This window comes from Terricaulis silvestris (assembly GCF_009792355.1).
GTDB lineage: Bacteria > Pseudomonadota > Alphaproteobacteria > Caulobacterales > Aquidulcibacteraceae > Vitreimonas > Vitreimonas silvestris.
Genome location: NZ_CP047045.1, coordinates 1,412,842 through 1,429,580, shown reverse-complemented (window position 1 = coordinate 1,429,580; position 16,739 = coordinate 1,412,842). Strand labels below are relative to the sequence as shown.

Genomic DNA, 16,739 nt, shown 5'->3' with positions numbered 1-16,739 from the left:
GGCTATCCTCTTATTTTGATCCCCGTTGGGCCCTCTCGCATCACCCAAAAGACTGGACTTGCGCGCTGCGCAATGGTCTGTGCGGCAGAATAAGCCACACCGGGTCTAGACTTTGGCAAAAGCCACAGCCGAAAAACGCCTTCCCAAATTCTATTGGCCGGTGGTGTTGATCTTCGCGGTGATTGCCGCTGGCGTCTTTTATTTGCGCCCGCCGATCCTGAGTTCGCTGCGCAACCTTGCGTTTGACGCTTACCAACGCATCGCACCTGCGCCTGCGCTTCCCGACGCGCCCATTCGTGTGGTGCATATCGATGAGAGTTCTCTTGTCCGGCTTGGCCAATGGCCCTGGTCACGCGCAACGATCGCTGAGCTCACGCAGAGGCTAGGCGACGCCGGCGCCGCGGCGATCGCGTTCGACGTGCTGTTCGCCGAACCTGACCGGACTTCACCCGAACAATTGCTCGCTGCGGCGCCGGCGGCGCGCCGCGCTGCGTTGGCACGGGCACTGGGCGATGCGGAAAGTCACGACGCGCGCTTTGCTGCGTCGCTTGATCAATTCCCCACGGTTCTGGCCGCGAGCCTCCATGATCAAGCCAATGGCGTCCTTTTTCCACTCCGCGCAGGATTTGCAGTCGCCGGTGACGATCCCAGTCCGTATCTGCGCAACCTGCCAGGCGTCGCCACGAGCTTGCCGGCGCTCTCCGACGCGGCCGATGGCGTGGGGTTCATCAACTGGCTGCCCGACGGCGATCAAGTCGTGCGCCGGGTTCCGCTCCTGCTCCGACATAACGACGAGATTGCGCCGTCGCTCGCGCTCGAAGCTTTGCGTGTTGCGTTCGGCGCATCGACCTACGTGGTGCGCTCCGCCAACGCGAGCGGCACATCCGCTTTCGGCGCCCACACTGGCATCAACGCCATCAAGGTCGGACCGCTTACGATTCCGACCGACGCCGAGGGACAAGTTTGGCTGCGGTTTCGCGCCTATGACGAGCGCGAAGCCGTGCCGGCATGGCAAGTTTTGGACTCGTCATTCGAGCCAGGTCAGTTCGAAGGCGCTATCGTCCTCGTCGGCGCGAGCGCGCCGGGGCTCATGGATTTGCGCGCGACGCCGCTCGACGCAAGCATTCCCGGCGTCCAATTGCACCGCCAACTCTTAGAACAGATCTTGGCCGGCAACTTCCTGCAACGGCCTGATTTCGCGCCTGGCATCGAGCTGTTGATCGCAATGCTGGCGATCGTCGTACTTGCGATCGCAGCGCCGAGATTTGGGCCATCCATCAACGCCGCCATTGGATTTGCACTTGTCGCGGCGATTTGGTTGCTAGGCATCGTTCTATTCGTGCAATCGAACTACTTGTTCGATCCCATCTTTCCAACGCTGGCGGCGCTCGTCTTCGCTGCGGGCGCGACCACCTATTTCTATCAGCGCACCGAACACCAACGTGCCGACATCCGACGCGCGTTCGGCCAGTACGTGGCGCCGAGCGTCATCCGTCAGCTCACTGCCCACCCCGAGCGCCTAAAGCTTGGCGGTGAAGTTCGCGAACTCAGCATCTTGGTTTGCGATATCCGTGGGTTCTCAAAAATCGCTGAACGCATGAGCGCCGAGCAGCTGACGGCGTTTATCAATAGCTTCCTCACGCCGCTAAGCGACATCGTCATCGAAAACGGCGGCACAATCGACAAGTATATGGGCGATGCAATTCTGGCTTTCTGGAACGCTCCGCTCGATCAAGCCGATCACGCGGCGCGCGCGTGCCGCGCTGCAATGCAAATCATGTCACGCCTGGAGGGCCTGAACACTGTCTGGCAGAGCGAGGCGGAGGCGGCGGGCCGCCCCTTCGAACAGGTTCGCATCGGCATCGGCGTCAATACGGGCGAATGCTGCGTTGGCAATCTGGGCTCCGAGCGGCGCTTCGACTATTCGGCCATTGGCGACAACGTGAATATCGCATCGCGATTGGAAAGCCTGACCAAGGCGTATGGCCTGACGCTCTTGATCAGCGAGCAAACGCGCAATGGCGCAGCCAACGCTGGGCTCATCGAAGCAGATTTGGTGCGCCTTCATGGGCGCGAAGGCGCCACGCGCGTGTACACAGCGACGCTGGAGCAAGGCGCGGCGGACCCCGCGCACACAGCTTTTCTGGACGCTTTCCGGCAAGGCCGCTTCGATGAAGCGCGCGCGCTACTCACGCAGCTGCAGACGACATCCCATGCTGGCTTCGCCGGGCTCTATGCCAACTACAAGCACAGGCTGGAGCGCGCCGGAGATATGGCGCCCTCGGATTGGGCCGGCGTTTACGATCCCGAACGCAAATAGCGCTGCTCTCGTCCATCGCTCAGTCGTTATAGCGGTAGGCCGAGTAGATGTCGTCGGTGCGATTGGTTTGATCGTCGGCGTCGTATGCGCCTTCAAAGCCCGGATACTCGGAGAACGGATTGCCGAACAACGGGTACGTCGCCGCGCCGAGCGAGCTCTCGTAGCTGCCGCGCCAGGTGAACGGACGCGACGCTGTGCCGTTTGAGAAAAACTCGACTGCCATGCCTGGACGATCGAGATCGATCGTCTGTCCGTTTGGCAGCGTGAACGTGAGTGCGCCTTCGTCGAGGATGCCAAACATGCGGCCGTTGACGAACAGCAGATCGACGATGGTGCCGCGCACGCCGATCGTCGCCACCGGCGTGCGCACCTGGTAGCTTTGCGATCGCTGCGTGCCGCTAACGAACCGGACGGCGCCGCGTGTAAACGTCACGGCGACATCGCCCGCGCCCTGGCCCGGATCGTAAACGTAGCGGTCAAGGGTCACTTGCGACCGCGGCCCGATACTTAAGGTTGTCTGATCTGTGAACATGAGTTGCGCGACGCCAGTCGCGCCCGTGCTGATGCGCTCGTTCTGGAAGACGCGGTTGCCAACAGCGAGCGGCCGCTCCTGCCCAGTGCGAAATCCGGTAACTTGGTTACGCACCCCAACGGCTGCGCCAATGTCGCCGGTCGCGGTTTGCGCCGCCGCAGGCCCGCCAAAGAGCAGCGCGCCAGCGCTTAACGCGCTGAAAAGCATACCTGAATGCCGCATGGTGGAATCCTCTTGGCGATATCACCCGACCGTATCGCTCCCATGTCGCGCCTGGCAACTGTGAACACGCCATTCGGCGTGTCAGCTTGAACTCCGGGGCCGAACCCGCTCAACTGCGCCATGAGCCGTCAGGACGGCGGACGGGGAACTTGCGCATGGTACGGGGAAAAGCTCAGGGCCTCCTGCGGGTGCTTATGCTTGCCGCGAGCGTCACTGCCCTCTCGGTTGGTTTCGCGCATGCCCAACAGGCGGGCGACCTCGAGACGCTTGGCCAGCGCATTCTCGACAATCCTCAAGACGTCGATCTCAATTTGAGTTACGCGGCCGCCGCTGAAGCGGCTGGCAAACCGCGTCTGGCTCTCGCTGCGTACGAACGCATCCTCATCAACGATCCGTCGAACGAAGTTGCGCGTCGCGGCTACGAACGCCTCCGTCGCATCATCGAGCCTGGCTACACCGTCACGCGCGTCGAGGTCGGCGCCCGGTACGATACCAATGCGGCCAACTCCAATGAAGACTTCTTCTTCCCTGTTCCGGACTCGACCACCTATTTCGCCAAGCTCACGGTCGCTGACGAGCGCGCACTCGGCGATCGGCGCTGGCGCTCCATCCTCAATCTAACGCTTGAGGACAACGACGAGCTCGACGCGCTCAATTACGGCTATCTCGGCGCCCAGACTGGTCCGATCTACTACGTCGCGCCTCATATCGCGGCGCTGCCTTCCATCGGCATCGGCGCCGCAATGTTGGGCGATGAGCTCTACTTCAGTGAGATCTATGCAGCGCTCACGATAGAGGGCCGCGCCGCCGGCGTTTCCTATTGGGCGCGTGCGCGCGCAGGCTATCGCGAATACGAAGAGGTTGACCCATTTGTATTCGGCACGGCGAACGACAACGGTTCTTTCGTCGAGTTGCAAGCGGGCTTGACCAAGCCGCAATTGCTGCTTGAGCGCGATAAGTTGACCGTCCAACCGTTCGTCCGTTGGAACTCAGTCGACGGCGATGTGTTTGGTTTTGCTCCGGGAAGCTTCACTGAGTACGGCGTGGACGCGAACTACAACTATCAGCTCACCGATCACGTCCAACTGTCTGCAGGCGCCCTGGTGCGCGAGCGCGAATTCGACAGCTTTGACCGCACCGACAGCTATGTCTCACCGCAAGCGAGCATCGTGCTGCAGCGCGTACTGCCATGCGATTGCGATGTTCGGCTGCAGTACCGCACGCGCGACAACGACTCGACCGACTTCGTCTCCAGCTACGATGCCGAGCAGGTCACATTGTCACTCGCGGCGCGATTTTAGCGCCGGCCCTCGTGCTTTGCTTCGGCTAAACGAAGCCCATAGACCGCAGCAGCTTCTTTGCAGCTTGCTTTGGCGCCGCTACATCTCGCCCGAAGGAGCCCTGCCCCATGAGCCTTAGCGGAACTTACGACGACAACAACCTGTTCGCGAAGATTCTGCGCGGTGAGGTGCCGGCGGTGAAGGTCTATGAGGATGACACCGTGATGGCGTTCATGGACATCTTCCCGCAAGCGCGCGGCCACGTGCTCGTCGTGCCGAAGGGCGTCAGAGCGCGCAACTTGTTGGAGTTGCCGGAAAGCAAAGTCGGGCAATTAATGTGGCACGTGCAGCGCATCACCAAGGCCGTGGTGAAGACGCTGAAGCCCGACGGCGTCACGGTCACGCAGTTCAACGGCGAAGACGCCGGCCAGACCATCTTCCACCTGCACTTCCACATCATCCCGCGCTACGCGGGCGTGCGGCTGGCGGGGCACGGGCACTCGAACCGAGCGGATATTCCGGAGTTGGAGAAGATCGCGAAGGAAATTGCCGCGGCGCTGTAGCTATGGAGCGCCGGCGTCCTCGCCGGCAAAGGTGCTTCCACCTTCACGCATCCATCAATCCGAAACGCCGATGCCGGCGAGGACGCCGGCGCTCCATATTAGTGTGCGCATAATCCTGGCGCGACGGCTTCCGGCGCGCGCACGTCGGCGTATTTCTTCTCAACGATCAGATACGTCGTGGTCTCCGCGCCGATATTTAGCGCGGCGTGCTGGATTTCTGCGTCGTTGGAGAACGAGCCGCCCGTACGCACGGGCGTTTCTCGCACGCCAGCCGCCGTCGTGATCCGCATCACGCTTTCGCCGGAGACGACGTAGCCGAAGTGCGGCGGGTGGTAGTGCATGTCGTGGCCGACGCCGGGCGGGAACGTGCAACGTAGAACGCGGATCTGTGCGTCCTCGTGCAATTGCTCGCAGACGCGCTCGCCTTCCCAACCAGCGCAGAGCGCCATGGGCAGCGGCGCGATTTGCGCTGACGCGGTGGCGCAGGCGGCGAGCGCGAAGATCGAGGCGAATATCTGAGGCCGCAGGAGCATGAACGCCACTATGGAGCGCCGGCGTCTCGCCGGCCAGCGCTGGTGTTGGCCGGCGAGGACGCCGGCGCTCCATAAAGAAACGGCGGCCCTTGCGAGCCGCCGCTTCTGCTTGTCGCCGCGCTAGTGCCTACGCCTTTTCCGGTTTGCGTCCGAAATTGCTCAGGAGTCCGCGCGACTCCTGGCTGTAAGCGAACTTGAGCTTGTCCTTGTCGGCAGGGTCGACGTCGATCTTGACGATGCCGCCGTTCTTCAGCTTCCCGAACAAGAGTTCGTCGGCCATCGGCTTCTTGACGTGCTCTTGAATCAGGCGCGCCAGGGGCCGTGCGCCGAAGCTTTCGTCGTAACCACGCGTCGCGATCCAATCGGCCGCGCGATCGGTGATTTCGATCTGCACGTTGCGTTCCGACAACTGCGCTTCGAGCTGGATGATGAACTTCTGCACGACGTTGCGGACGACTTCCGGCGGCAAGCCGTTGAAGTGGATCGACGCATCGAGGCGATTGCGGAATTCCGGCGAGAACAGACGCTTGATCGCCTCTTCGTTCTCTTGTTCGTTTTTGCCGCGGCCGAAACCAATGCCTTGCTTGGCCGCATCCGCCGCGCCGGCGTTGGTGGTCATGATCAGGATGACGTTCCTGAAATCGACCTTCTTACCGTTCGCGTCGGTGAGCGAGCCGTGGTCCATCACTTGGAGCAGGATGTTGAACAGGTCCGGGTGCGCCTTCTCGATTTCGTCGAGCAACAGCACCGAGTGCGGATGCTGATCGACGCCGTCGGTCAGCAGGCCACCCTGATCGTAGCCGACATAGCCCGGAGGCGCGCCGATGAGACGGCTGACCGTGTGGCGCTCCATGTATTCGGACATGTCGAAGCGCAGCAGCTCGATGCCCATTATGTTCGCGAGCGCGCGTGCGACTTCGGTTTTACCGACGCCGGTGGGGCCTGCGAACAGGTAGCAGCCGATCGGCTTTTGCGGTTCCCGCAGACCCGCGCGCGCCATCTTGATGGCGGCGGTGAGCTGCTCGATGGCGCTGTCCTGGCCGAACACCACGCGCTTCAGATCGCCCGGGAGTGAGGCGAGCATTTCGCTGTCGTCTTTCGACACCGACTTCGCCGGTATCCGCGCCATGCGCGAGACGACTTCTTCAATTTCGGTGACGTCGATCATCTGCTTCCGCAGGTTTGCGGGCATCAGCATCATCGACGCGCCGGTTTCGTCGATCACGTCGATCGCTTTATCCGGCAGCTTGCGGTCGCCCATGTGGCGCGCGGAGAGTTCCACCGCGGCTTTGATGGCTTCGTCGGTGTACTTCACCTTGTGATATTCTTCGAAGTAGGGCTTCAGACCGTGGAGTATCTTGATCGTATCCGGGATCGACGGCTCGTTGACGTCGATCTTCTGGAAACGCCGCGCTAAAGCGCGATCCTTCTCGAAGTGCTGGCGATACTCCTTGTAGGTGGTCGAGCCCATGCAGCGGAGCTGGCCGCTTTGCAGCGCCGGCTTCAGCAAGTTCGACGCATCCATCGCGCCGCCGCTGGTCGCGCCTGCGCCAATCACGGTGTGGATTTCGTCGATGAACAGGATCGCGTTGGCGTGGTTCTCCAGCTCCTTCATCACGCTCTTCAGGCGCTCTTCGAAGTCGCCGCGATAGCGCGTGCCGGCGAGCAGCGACCCCATGTCGAGCGAGAAGATGGTGGCGTCGGCCAGAACTTCCGGCACTTGCTTCTCGTTGATCTTACGCGCGAGGCCCTCGGCGATCGCCGTCTTGCCCACGCCCGGATCGCCGACCAGCAACGGGTTGTTCTTCTGGCGGCGGCACAGAATCTGGATCGCGCGCAGCACTTCCGGCTCGCGACCAATGAGTGGGTCGATTTTGCCTTCCTTGGCCTTCTTGTTGAGGTTGACGCAGTAAGCGGCCAGCGCCTCAGAGCCCTGCTTCACCACGCGCTCGCCGTCTTCGCCTTCTTGCGCGCCGCGCACGGGTCGCGGCTGTGCGGCGCCCGCGCGCTTCGGCAGGCCGTGGGCGATGAAGTTCACCGCGTCGTAGCGGGTCATGTCCTGCTCTTGCAGGAAGTAGGCGGCGTGGCTCTCGCGTTCGCTGAACAGGGCGACGAGCACGTTGGCGCCGGTCACTTCGCGACCGCCGCTTGAATCGACGTGCAGCATCGCGCGCTGCAGCACGCGTTGGAAGCCGGCGGTCGGGCGCGGCTCTTCGTGGTCGCGGTTTGGGACCACGAGGCTGTCGAGCTCGGTCTCGAGATAGGAGTCGAGGTTGGTGCGCAGCTTGTCGAGATCGACCTTGCAGGCGTGCATCACGCCCGCCGCATCGTCGTCATCGATCAGCGACAGCAGCAAATGCTCAAGCGTGACGAACTCGTGCTGATGTTCGTTCGCGAGCGAGAGCGCACGGCGAAGCGTGTGTTCGAGCGTGCGGGAGAAAGTCGCCATCTTATTCCTTTTCCATCGTGCATTGCAGCGGGTGCTCGGACCGCCGCGCGAGATCGAGAACCTGAGCGACCTTCGTCTCAGCGACCTCGTACGTGAAAATTCCACACACGCCGACGCCGTTCTGGTGGACGTGCAGCATGATCGTCGTGGCTTCTTCGCGGGTCTTGTTGAAGAAGCGCTCGAGAACGTAGACCACGAATTCCATGGGCGTGTAGTCGTCGTTCAGTATCAGCACCCGATATAGGGACGGCTTCTTGGTCCGCGTAAGCGTCTTGGTTCCGGTACGGCCATCGGCCCCACCGTCGCCCTCGCCCTCGTCGTTCCAGTTTTCGTCGCTCATCGACGCTTGCTGACCCCGAAAAACCAAAGAGCGACGACTCGCCCACCCATGAGCCTTCGCTCAGATGTTGAACAATTTATGGATCGGAAGCGCCGATGGAAGGGCTTGCGCGCACGGCGAACACAGCCCATGGCGGCGCGCCCTCCGAAATGGCGCCTGGCGCAAAAGAAACGGGCCCGGCTCGTTTGAGCCAGGCCCGTCCCTATTTCAGCCCCTCGGGGACGTGCCCCGAAGTGGAAAAGTCTTAGCGCTGAGCCGTTTGGATCAGCTGGCCAACAGCGTTCACGCGATCGTTGATCGGCGCGAAGGCTTCCTTGGCGACGCCTTGGAAGAGTTCAGAAACCGACGTGAGTTCCGCGACATAAGCCTCGAACGAGGACTTCGCGAAGTCGTTTTGCTTCTCGACGAACTCTTGCACCGACTTCGAGGTCATCAGCGCCTTGGCGGCGGCGACGTTCTTCTCGAGTGCTTCCTTTTGGAAAGCGACGGTGCGGGCGGAGATGGTTTCGAAGCCCTTTTGGGCGACGGCGGCCGAAGCAACCCAAGCTTCGACGTTCTGCTTGCCGAAAGACGAGGCTTCCGACAGAGCGGCTTGGGCGCGTTCCATGTTTTCACGGACCGTTTCGCTCGACGTCGAGGTGAAGGTCTCGAAAGCTTCGGTGGCCGACTTGGCGGCCTTCGTGGCGGTTTTGGCGGTGGCCATTTTAGGTCTCCTAAGGGCCGCGAGGCCCATAAACTGGTATTGGACCGCCACGGACGGCGAATCTGATGCCCTATATGTTATGCTGCAGCTGCGAAGTCAATCAGATTTATGCTGCACTGCACCATGCAGCGATTGACAGGTTGTCGCAGTGAAATGGTCCGCCATTCATCTGGTGTTAACCACGTTGTCCACAGCCTGTAATAGCAGCGAGTGACTCGGTAACGACGATCAGGCGGGCGTTTACCTCACCACTGCTACGGTCGCTTAACCGGGTCTAATGAATCTGTAAGCTGCGCGGCACGCGATTTGCCTGAAATTGTCCGTGATTGTGCGGGACGGGACGACGATGAAGTCAGCGGGTTTGTTTAAGGTGCGGATTGTGGTCGGTGCTCTGGCCGCCGCCGTAGCCCTGGGGGCCGCTGTGCCTGCCATGGCGCAGGATCGCTATTCGGCGATCGTCATGGATGCGCGCACCAACGAGGTGCTGCTCGAGGACCAGGCCGACGCGGGCCGCTATCCAGCGTCCCTGACCAAGATGATGACGCTCTACATGATCTTCGAAGCGCTCGAGCGCGGCGACATCACAATGGATACCCGCTGGACGGCATCGCGCAACGCCTCCCGTCAACCGCCCTCTCGGCTTGGCCTCGCCTGCAGCCGCCGGCGTGGTTGTGACTCCATCACCGTCGAACAGGCCATCCGTGCGCTGGTCGTGCAGTCCGCGAACGATGTCGCTACGCTGACGGCTGAGCGCCTCGGCGGCTCCGAGGCGCGCTTCGCCGCCAACATGACGGCGCGCGCCCGCGAACTCGGCCTGACCGAAACCCGATTTGCGAACGCCAGCGGTCTGCCGGACACCCGTCACCGCACCACGGCGCGAGATATGGCTACGCTGTCGCAAGCGCTCTGGCGTGATTTTCCTGAGCATTACCATGTATTCCAAACGCCGAGCTTTGCTTGGCGTCGGACTTCGGGCCGCAATCACAACCGCCTCCTCGGCCAGATCGAAGGCGTTGACGGCATCAAGACCGGCTACACCCGCGCCTCAGGCTTCAACCTTGCCACCATGGCCGAGCGCGACGGCCGCCGCGTGATCGTGGTCGTGCTTGGCGGTGAATCCGCCGCGGCCCGTGACGCGCAGGTCGCTTACCTGATCGAAGGCGCCTACCAAGAATTCGCCCGCCGCGCAGATCCGAACGCGGCTACGTTCGCCAGCCTGCCGAGCCGCCGGCTCGACGTCCAGCTCGCGCCCAGCGCGGTCACCGCCAGCGCTCCTTCATCGCCTGGTTCGCCCTATGCGACCTATCAGGGCATGGTCGTCGAAACGCTCTCGCCGGTGCGTACGCCGCTTGAGCCGATCGGCCAAGGCGACGAAGGCGAAGACAGCACCGAAGAGTCCGAGTAAGCGCCTAGCGCTTGCGAAGCAGTCGATCCCGCGCGGCCGTCAGCCGCGCGGCTTCTGCATTTGAGCCACCCGTATCGGGATGCGCGCGGGCCATCTTGGTGCGATACGCTGCACGAATTTCAGAACTTGTTGCAGTTGGACCAACCCCCAGAATGACGCGCGCTTCGGCATCTGCAGGGTTCGGCGCTGTTGTTTTCGGCACCTCCGGTCTTAGTCGCGGTGCGATGCGCGGCCACCACGTCCAGGCCAGAGCAGCAAGAGCGGCGAACGCGATCGCCGGCCAGATGGCGCCACGGGATGCCGCCACGATTGCTGCACCTGCGAACGCCACCGCCGGCCACCGGCGCATGAGTTCCACGCGCTGGGAACCGCCGACGCGGACAAAGAACAGCAGAGCGAACACCGCCGCCACGATCAGCAGAATCGGGAGCAACCCAAGCCTCCAGGGGCTCAGCGCCCGCGCCCGCCTAGCACGGCGGGCTCAGAACTTCAGCGGTTCGCCGTCTAGGCCAGGCAACTTTAGGGTGATGAAGAGGTCGCGGAGTTCCTGGCGGGCAGCCAAGTGAGCCATTTTCATCGCCCCCTCGCCGCCATCAGCGTCGAGATCCAGCAGGGTCAGGCCCTGCGGGAAGAGTTCGCGGTAGATCACACGTTCGCTCAGACCGGGGGCCATGCGGAAGCCGATCCGGTTGGACAGCGTGTTCAACGCCTGACCGACCTTTTGCTTGTTCTTGGCTTCGATCTTCGACGCGGAGGTCCGGTTGCGCAGCACGACCCAGTCGATCGGCGTGCGCACGGCGAGCGCCTTCTTCTTGCGGCTCTCCCAGACCAATTCGCTATAGATCGAAGGGCGCACGATGTCGGCGCAGTCTGGATCGATGTCGCCGAGCAGATCGAAATCGACGAAGCTGTCGTTGAGGGGTGTCACCAGCGTATCGGCCCAGGAATGCGCGACGCGCGCCAAGTAAGAGTCGCCGCCGGGAGAGTCGATCACGACGAAATCGCAGGTTTCGCTCAAGCGCCGCAAAGCTGCGTGAAAGCCGCTTTCGTCGGAGGCTTCGGCCGCATCGAGCGAACGATCGCGACTTTCGTGCAATTCCAAAATCTGTGGCGACGCCAGCTGCGCGCCGCGCGAGGCGATCCAGCGGCCGCGGTTTTCGATGTAGCGCGTCAACGAGCGCTGGCGGACGTCGAGGTCCAGCACGCCGGTGCGCCGGCCCATGCGCATCAGCGCGACGATAATATGCATCGCGACAGTCGACTTGCCGGCCCCGCCCTTTTGGTTGCCGACGACGATCACATGCGCCTGGCGCGGCGCGGGTGTGTGTTCGGGGGCGTAGGCGAGGCTCATGCCTTCCGCCCGCCCAGGTTGGCGGGCGTCGCAATCCTTAACAGGGATGCAACGCCAAGACGCATATGTGAACCGTCGTTGATCGAGGTTAAGGGGCGCTTAAGCGGCTTGACGCGGAACTGCCATCAAGGGATGGCGAGTCATGGCCCAGTCCATCCTTCCCGCTGTTCGCGATGTTACCGCGCTACGCGACGCTGTACGCGCTTGGCGGAAAGCCGGGCTCCGCGTTGGCCTCGTTCCGACCATGGGCGCGCTGCACGAAGGACACCTCTCTCTCGTGCGCGCCGCCAAGGAACGCTGCGATCGCGTCGTCGCCAGCCTGTTCGTGAACCCGCGCCAGTTCGCGCCGCATGAAGATTTTGAGCGCTATCCCCGCGACGAAGGCGGCGACTCCCAGATGCTCGCGGGCGCGGGCTGCGATCTACTGTTCGCGCCCGAGCGCGGCGTGATGTACCCGGAGGGCTTCGCCACCAGCGTTATCGTCGCCGATGTTTCGGTGCCGCTCGAAGGCGATTTCCGTCCGCACTTCTTCGGCGGCGTCGCCACGGTGGTGACGAAGCTGCTGCTGCAATGCCTGCCCGACGTCGCGCTGTTCGGCGAGAAGGACTACCAGCAGCTGCTCGTCATCAAGAAACTCGCGCGCGATCTCGACATTCCCGTTGAGATCCTCGGCTGCCCCACCGTGCGCGAGCACGACGGCCTCGCCATGTCATCGCGCAATGCGTACTTGAGCGAAGATGAACGCCGCATCGCTGGCCGGCTCAATCTCATCCTGCACGACGCCATCAAGGCCGTGCGCCACGGCGCGCCGATCGCGGACGCGGAAGCGGAAGCATCACGCCACCTCACCGCAGCAGGCTTCACTGTCGTCGACTATGTCGCCATCCGCCACGCCGAGACATTGGCGCCGGTGAGCGATGCGTCGAGCGCGCGCATCCTTGCCGCCGCCTGGCTCGGCAAGACGCGGCTGATCGACAACATGGCGGTTTAAGTCCGCGTTCCGTCCGCCTAACGTGGCTGCGGGAGACGCTGGATGAGCTGGAAGAAGGACATCGAGGAACTGAAGCAGCGCGAGGCGCTGGCCGAACAGATGGGCGGCGAGGAGCGCGTTGCGCGGCAGAAGGCGATCGGCAAGCTCACCGCGCGTGACCGGGTGGATGTTCTGCTCGATGCCGGCAGTTTCCACGAGACGGGTAAAATTGCGGGCCGCGCGGCGTACGGCGCTGACAATGAGATGACGGAGTTTTTGCCGACGCCGTTCGTTGTCGGCCGTGGGCTGATCGATGGGCGGCCTGTCGCGATTCAGTCGGATGATTTCTCCGTGCGCGGCGGCGCGGCGGATGCGGGGATTTGGCAGAAGCTCGTGTTCGCCGAGCAGATGGCCAACGAATATCGCATGCCACTGGTGCGCTTGATCGACGGCACCGGCGGCGGCGGTTCGGTGAAGATGCTGGAGAAGGATCCGCGCACTTACATCCCGCAGACGCCGGGATGGGAATGGGTTGTCGCGAACATGGCGAGCGTGCCGGTGGTGTCGTTGGCGCTTGGACCGTGCGCTGGGCTTGGCGCGGGGCGTGTGGCGGCGAGCCATTATAGCGTGATGGTTCAGGGCTTGAGCCAGGTGTTCGTCGCGGGGCCGCCGGTGGCGAAGGCGATTGGCGAGGACGTCGACAAGGAAGGCTTGGGCGGCGCGGAGATCAACGGCAAGAACGGCGTGGTGGATGACATTGTCGGCAGCGAAGCGGAAGCGTTTGCGGCGGCGCGCAAGTTTCTCTCCTACCTGCCGGCTTCAGTGCATGAAGCAGCGCCGCGGGTGCAGGTGAACGATCCGGTTGATCGGCGCGATGCGACGTTGATCGATGTGGTGCCGCGCGATCGACGGGTGCCGTACAAGATGCGGCGCATCGTGGATGCTTGCGTCGATGCGGGTTCATTCTTTGAAACCGGGCGGCAATGGGGGCGTGGGCTCATTACAGGCTTTGCGCGCATCGATGGCTGGAGCGTCGCGGTGATCGCCGGCGATCCGATGTTTCTTGGTGGTGCGTGGACGGCGGATGTTTGCCGCAAGCTGATCAAGCACGTCGATCTGGCGCAGACGTTTCATTTGCCGGTGGTGCACTTCGTTGACTGCCCGGGCTTTGCTGTCGGCGTGAAGCATGAGCGCAGCGCGGTTGTGAAGCTTGGCGTGCAGGCGATGGCGGCTGTGTATCAGGCGCGCGTGACGTGGTGCTCGATCGTGGTGCGACAGGCGTTTGGCTTGGCGGGGTCGGCGATGATGAATCCGACGCGGCTTAAGTATCGCTATTGCTGGCCGAGCGGCGATTGGGGTTCGCTGCCGATGGAGGGCGGCATTGAGGCGGCTTACAAGCGCGAGATTGAGGCGCATCCGGAGCCGGAGAAGCGGCTGAAGGAAATCCGCGCTTGGGCTGAGGCGTTGCGTTCGCCGTTTCGCACGGCGGAGAGTTTTTACGCGGAGGAGATTATCGACCCGCGCGACACGCGGCCGTTGCTGTGTGAGTGGGCGAACTTGGCGCAGCGTGGTGCGGAGACTGGGCCGAGTGCGTTTGGGATGCGGCCATAGCGGATTTCACCGATGGCAGCGGGTCGAGCGCGGCGCTACGATGCCGATCGATAATGCCCAGACGGAGAGACCTTCGCGGAGCGGCCTTTGGATTGGTCGGCTCGTTTGTCAGTCGCAACAACGACATTGGAAGCTATTGGGCTTTAGGCAAACTATACTCGCATGCGCGCAAGTCGGGCGTGTCTGAACTCCGCGTGGATTTGAAAAACTCAACGATCACGCCCGCCAGTTCAAAGTTCAGCGAAATGATTGAGCACTACCGGCAGATGCTCGCAACACAGCTGACCGCGCGATTGTTGCCGAGCGCTTGGCTGAAGGGTGCTGAAATCCAGGTGATCTTCAGCGGCCAGAAACATACCGACAAGACCGGCGATGCATTCGAATGTGTGGTCACGTTGACCGACGATCTGGGTCGTCAGCATCAAGCTCGGCAGAATGGCGCGTGCTGGGCGACTTGATGTGCTTTTCCCTGGTTAGCCATGGGCAGATCGCCGTTGAACACTAGCTCTCGAACCCGACAAACACGGTCGCCTCATCTACGCGCTTGCGTTCGGACACGACCGAGTTTGCCGGAAAGCTCTCATCGGGCCATCCCAGCGCGATGCTTTTCATGATGACCTGATCGTCGGCGATGCCTGCGTGCTCGCGCACGACCGGCGACTGCATGATGCCCTGGCTGTTGATCACGGCGCCGAGGCCGCGTGACCAGGCTGCGTTCACCAGCGCGTTGGTCACGGCGCCGCAATCGAATGGCGTATCGTCGCTGCCGTCGAGCACGCGGTCGTATGTCACGATCACGCACACCGGCGCATCGAACTGTCGAAAGCCGCGCAGCACCCAATCCTGGCGCTTCTCGGTATCATCGCGCGCGATGCCCATCGCGGCGAACAATTGTTTGGCAACGCCAATCTGGCGCTCGCGGTGCTGATTGGCGAACGGAGGACCGATGCGGAATTCGCGCGATTGCGGGACGCCTGTCACCATGCGCTCGGTGTTGCCGGTGCGGATGCGGTTCAGCGGCTCACCGCTGATGACGTAAAAATTCCACGGCTGCGTGTTCATGGACGAAGGCGCGCGCATCGCGAGGGCGATGATTTCTTCGATCAACGCTTTGGGCACGGGATCGGGCTTGTAGCCGCGGATGCTCCGGCGCCCCAGGATCACGTCGTCAAACTGCACGCGTCGTCCCCTCACGATGCCGATATGAACTCGGTCCCACCCATAACAAAAGGGCCGCTGGCTTTCGCCGGCGGCCCTTCGTTTCAGGTCTGACGCTTCGCGTTACGGCGTGGCCGGTGCGGGCGTTGCCGGTGCAGGCGTGCCGGCTGGTGCGGGCACAGCCGGATCAGCGGCTGGCGCCGCAGCCGGAACGTTGGCAGGCACAGCGACTTCCGTCGGCGGCGCGATGCGCGTCAGCGCGGAGATGTCGCCCTGCGCCACATAGAAGACTTCACGACTACGCGAACCGCCGGCTTGGGTCGGATCGTCGTGATAGACCTCGTAGGTGGTCCAATCGTCGTCAGTGGTCGACGGGTCATCCAAGTGGGCGGCTGCGAGCAGCGCGTCCATCGGATTGTAGACTTGCGCCAGCACGTCATCTTCCGTGCCGCTGTAGACGACGCGGAGCGCTTGGCCGGCCGGCGTTTGACCCGCCGTGCCAACCGCAAGCACGCGCGGCGGACGGCCCGAGTACGGGTAGCCGATCTGATAGCAATATTGGTTGTTCTCGACGCGCGGCTCAACCGCGATCGGGTCACCAGTGGCCGTCAGGTTTTGACGCTGCATGATCGGGCGGAGCGCGAGCAAGCTTTGCGCGACCACGTCCGTCACCGCTTCCGCATCGGTCGGCGCGCAGTTCTGGATGTAGAAGAACGGCCGCGCTTCGATTTGCACGACGTTGTACTGCAGGCCTTCGAAGCTTGCGCTCGGCAGCGCGCCGAGATCGGTGCTGACGCCAGCAGCCGCGGCTTCGATCAGCGGCGCGACATCGCCGCCGGTGAGCGCATCGACGCGATCCAGCGGGTTGGCGCCGAGATTTTGCTCGAGCTTCACTTCAACGCGCGACCCTTCGCCTTCCGGCGTCACGCGATAAACGACTTGGCCAGTTTGGCCACCGGCATACGTCACCGGCGCCGTCACCGTGTCGCCTTCGACACTAGCGGCTTCGGCAACGGTCACGCCTTCAACAACAGTCGAGCCAACCGGCGTCGACGACAAACGCGCCAGCACGGTGGCCGGCGGCGCTTCAACTGTGAGTGTTTGAGAACGGCTCGCCACCGGCGGCACCAGGAAATATCCGGCCCCCGCGGCGACCAAGACCAACACAAGAACGATTAGAATGATCCGTACGGCACCACCCATCGCCATTTCCCTCCTTCGGCTTCTGCCCCCAGGCAGCGGCTTCCCTAGCAAACCCTAGCCCCAGTCCATACCCCTAAAAGCGGGAACCTAGCGCGCACA

At 62.8% G+C, this 16,739-nt stretch carries 16 protein-coding genes; 7 read left to right on the top strand and 9 right to left on the bottom strand.

Going from position 1 to position 16,739, the window contains the following annotated elements:
- Positions 1 to 112: 112 nt before the first annotated feature.
- Positions 113 to 2,320 carry a CHASE2 domain-containing protein gene (locus DSM104635_RS07145; RefSeq protein WP_158765547.1) on the top strand — a complete coding sequence of 736 codons (2,208 nt, stop codon included), beginning with the start codon at positions 113 to 115 and terminating at the stop codon, positions 2,318 to 2,320.
- A gap of 19 nt (positions 2,321 to 2,339) precedes the next feature.
- Here the strand turns inward: DSM104635_RS07145 and DSM104635_RS07140 are convergent, their stop codons facing one another.
- Positions 2,340 to 3,074, bottom strand: coding sequence for a FecR family protein (locus DSM104635_RS07140; protein WP_158765546.1), 735 nt, complete (start codon positions 3,072 to 3,074; stop codon positions 2,340 to 2,342).
- A gap of 155 nt (positions 3,075 to 3,229) precedes the next feature.
- Here DSM104635_RS07140 and DSM104635_RS07135 point away from each other — a divergent pair, with 155 nt between their 5' ends.
- Positions 3,230 to 4,375, top strand: coding sequence for a hypothetical protein (locus DSM104635_RS07135; RefSeq protein WP_158765545.1), 1,146 nt, complete (start codon positions 3,230 to 3,232; stop codon positions 4,373 to 4,375).
- A 107-nt stretch (positions 4,376 to 4,482) separates the two neighbouring features.
- On the top strand, positions 4,483 to 4,917 hold the full coding sequence (locus DSM104635_RS07130) for an HIT family protein (protein ID WP_158765544.1): 435 nt from the start codon (positions 4,483 to 4,485) through the stop codon (positions 4,915 to 4,917).
- 98 nt (positions 4,918 to 5,015) lie between these two features.
- On the opposite strand, the gene DSM104635_RS07125 is transcribed toward DSM104635_RS07130, so the two are convergent.
- From DSM104635_RS07125 to DSM104635_RS07110, 4 genes are all read right to left on the bottom strand, one after another.
- The gene (locus DSM104635_RS07125) at positions 5,016 to 5,450 is read right to left on the bottom strand and encodes a cupin domain-containing protein (RefSeq protein WP_158765543.1); all 435 of its coding nucleotides are present in this window, start codon (positions 5,448 to 5,450) and stop codon (positions 5,016 to 5,018) included.
- Between the two features lie 127 nt (positions 5,451 to 5,577).
- Positions 5,578 to 7,899 (bottom strand): ATP-dependent Clp protease ATP-binding subunit ClpA, encoded by a 2,322-nt coding sequence (clpA, locus tag DSM104635_RS07120; RefSeq protein ID WP_158765542.1) that lies wholly within the window; start codon positions 7,897 to 7,899, stop codon positions 5,578 to 5,580.
- 1 nt (position 7,900) lies between these two features.
- The gene (clpS, locus tag DSM104635_RS07115) at positions 7,901 to 8,239 is read right to left on the bottom strand and encodes an ATP-dependent Clp protease adapter ClpS (RefSeq protein WP_158765541.1); all 339 of its coding nucleotides are present in this window, start codon (positions 8,237 to 8,239) and stop codon (positions 7,901 to 7,903) included.
- A gap of 244 nt (positions 8,240 to 8,483) precedes the next feature.
- Positions 8,484 to 8,942, bottom strand: a complete 459-nt coding sequence (locus DSM104635_RS07110) for a phasin family protein (protein WP_158765540.1) — start codon at positions 8,940 to 8,942, stop codon at positions 8,484 to 8,486.
- 346 nt (positions 8,943 to 9,288) lie between these two features.
- Between DSM104635_RS07110 and DSM104635_RS07105 the strand changes: the two genes are divergently transcribed.
- Positions 9,289 to 10,347, top strand: coding sequence for a D-alanyl-D-alanine carboxypeptidase family protein (locus DSM104635_RS07105; RefSeq protein WP_158765539.1), 1,059 nt, complete (start codon positions 9,289 to 9,291; stop codon positions 10,345 to 10,347).
- 4 nt (positions 10,348 to 10,351) lie between these two features.
- Here DSM104635_RS07105 and DSM104635_RS07100 read toward each other — a convergent pair whose 3' ends face one another.
- A complete protein-coding gene (locus tag DSM104635_RS07100) occupies positions 10,352 to 10,780 on the bottom strand; it encodes a DnaJ domain-containing protein (RefSeq protein ID WP_158765538.1) in 429 nt (142 codons plus the stop codon).
- Between the two features lie 48 nt (positions 10,781 to 10,828).
- Positions 10,829 to 11,698, bottom strand: coding sequence for a division plane positioning ATPase MipZ (locus DSM104635_RS07095; RefSeq protein WP_158765537.1), 870 nt, complete (start codon positions 11,696 to 11,698; stop codon positions 10,829 to 10,831).
- 142 nt (positions 11,699 to 11,840) lie between these two features.
- On the opposite strand from DSM104635_RS07095, the gene panC reads away from it, so the two are divergent.
- The 3 genes from panC (at position 11,841) to DSM104635_RS07080 (ending at position 14,737) form a co-directional block, all read left to right on the top strand.
- The gene (panC, locus tag DSM104635_RS07090) at positions 11,841 to 12,689 is read left to right on the top strand and encodes a pantoate--beta-alanine ligase (protein WP_158765536.1); all 849 of its coding nucleotides are present in this window, start codon (positions 11,841 to 11,843) and stop codon (positions 12,687 to 12,689) included.
- A 42-nt stretch (positions 12,690 to 12,731) separates the two neighbouring features.
- Positions 12,732 to 14,279 (top strand): acyl-CoA carboxylase subunit beta, encoded by a 1,548-nt coding sequence (locus DSM104635_RS07085; protein WP_158765535.1) that lies wholly within the window; start codon positions 12,732 to 12,734, stop codon positions 14,277 to 14,279.
- Between the two features lie 179 nt (positions 14,280 to 14,458).
- A complete protein-coding gene (locus DSM104635_RS07080) occupies positions 14,459 to 14,737 on the top strand; it encodes a hypothetical protein (RefSeq protein WP_158765534.1) in 279 nt (92 codons plus the stop codon).
- A gap of 43 nt (positions 14,738 to 14,780) precedes the next feature.
- On the opposite strand, the gene DSM104635_RS07075 is transcribed toward DSM104635_RS07080, so the two are convergent.
- On the bottom strand, positions 14,781 to 15,458 hold the full coding sequence (locus DSM104635_RS07075; protein ID WP_158765533.1) for a nitroreductase: 678 nt from the start codon (positions 15,456 to 15,458) through the stop codon (positions 14,781 to 14,783).
- Between the two features lie 102 nt (positions 15,459 to 15,560).
- Positions 15,561 to 16,640 (bottom strand): GyrI-like domain-containing protein, encoded by a 1,080-nt coding sequence (locus tag DSM104635_RS19780; RefSeq protein WP_228445927.1) that lies wholly within the window; start codon positions 16,638 to 16,640, stop codon positions 15,561 to 15,563.
- Positions 16,641 to 16,739 lie beyond the last annotated feature (99 nt).

Bases quoted from the DNA above. Each gene is read 5' to 3' on its own strand.
- DSM104635_RS07140 (WP_158765546.1), bottom strand. From the start codon at position 3,074: ATGCGGCATTCAGGTATGCTTTTCAGCGCGTTAAGCGCTGGCGCGCTG.
- DSM104635_RS07135 (WP_158765545.1), top strand. From the start codon at position 3,230: ATGGTACGGGGAAAAGCTCAGGGCCTCCTGCGGGTGCTTATGCTTGCC.
- DSM104635_RS07130 (WP_158765544.1), top strand. From the start codon at position 4,483: ATGAGCCTTAGCGGAACTTACGACGACAACAACCTGTTCGCGAAGATT.
- DSM104635_RS07125 (WP_158765543.1), bottom strand. From the start codon at position 5,450: ATGCTCCTGCGGCCTCAGATATTCGCCTCGATCTTCGCGCTCGCCGCC.
- clpA (WP_158765542.1), bottom strand. From the start codon at position 7,899: ATGGCGACTTTCTCCCGCACGCTCGAACACACGCTTCGCCGTGCGCTC.
- clpS (WP_158765541.1), bottom strand. From the start codon at position 8,239: ATGAGCGACGAAAACTGGAACGACGAGGGCGAGGGCGACGGTGGGGCC.
- DSM104635_RS07110 (WP_158765540.1), bottom strand. From the start codon at position 8,942: ATGGCCACCGCCAAAACCGCCACGAAGGCCGCCAAGTCGGCCACCGAA.
- DSM104635_RS07105 (WP_158765539.1), top strand. From the start codon at position 9,289: ATGAAGTCAGCGGGTTTGTTTAAGGTGCGGATTGTGGTCGGTGCTCTG.
- DSM104635_RS07095 (WP_158765537.1), bottom strand. From the start codon at position 11,698: ATGAGCCTCGCCTACGCCCCCGAACACACACCCGCGCCGCGCCAGGCG.
- panC (WP_158765536.1), top strand. From the start codon at position 11,841: ATGGCCCAGTCCATCCTTCCCGCTGTTCGCGATGTTACCGCGCTACGC.
- DSM104635_RS07085 (WP_158765535.1), top strand. From the start codon at position 12,732: ATGAGCTGGAAGAAGGACATCGAGGAACTGAAGCAGCGCGAGGCGCTG.
- DSM104635_RS19780 (WP_228445927.1), bottom strand. From the start codon at position 16,640: ATGGGTGGTGCCGTACGGATCATTCTAATCGTTCTTGTGTTGGTCTTG.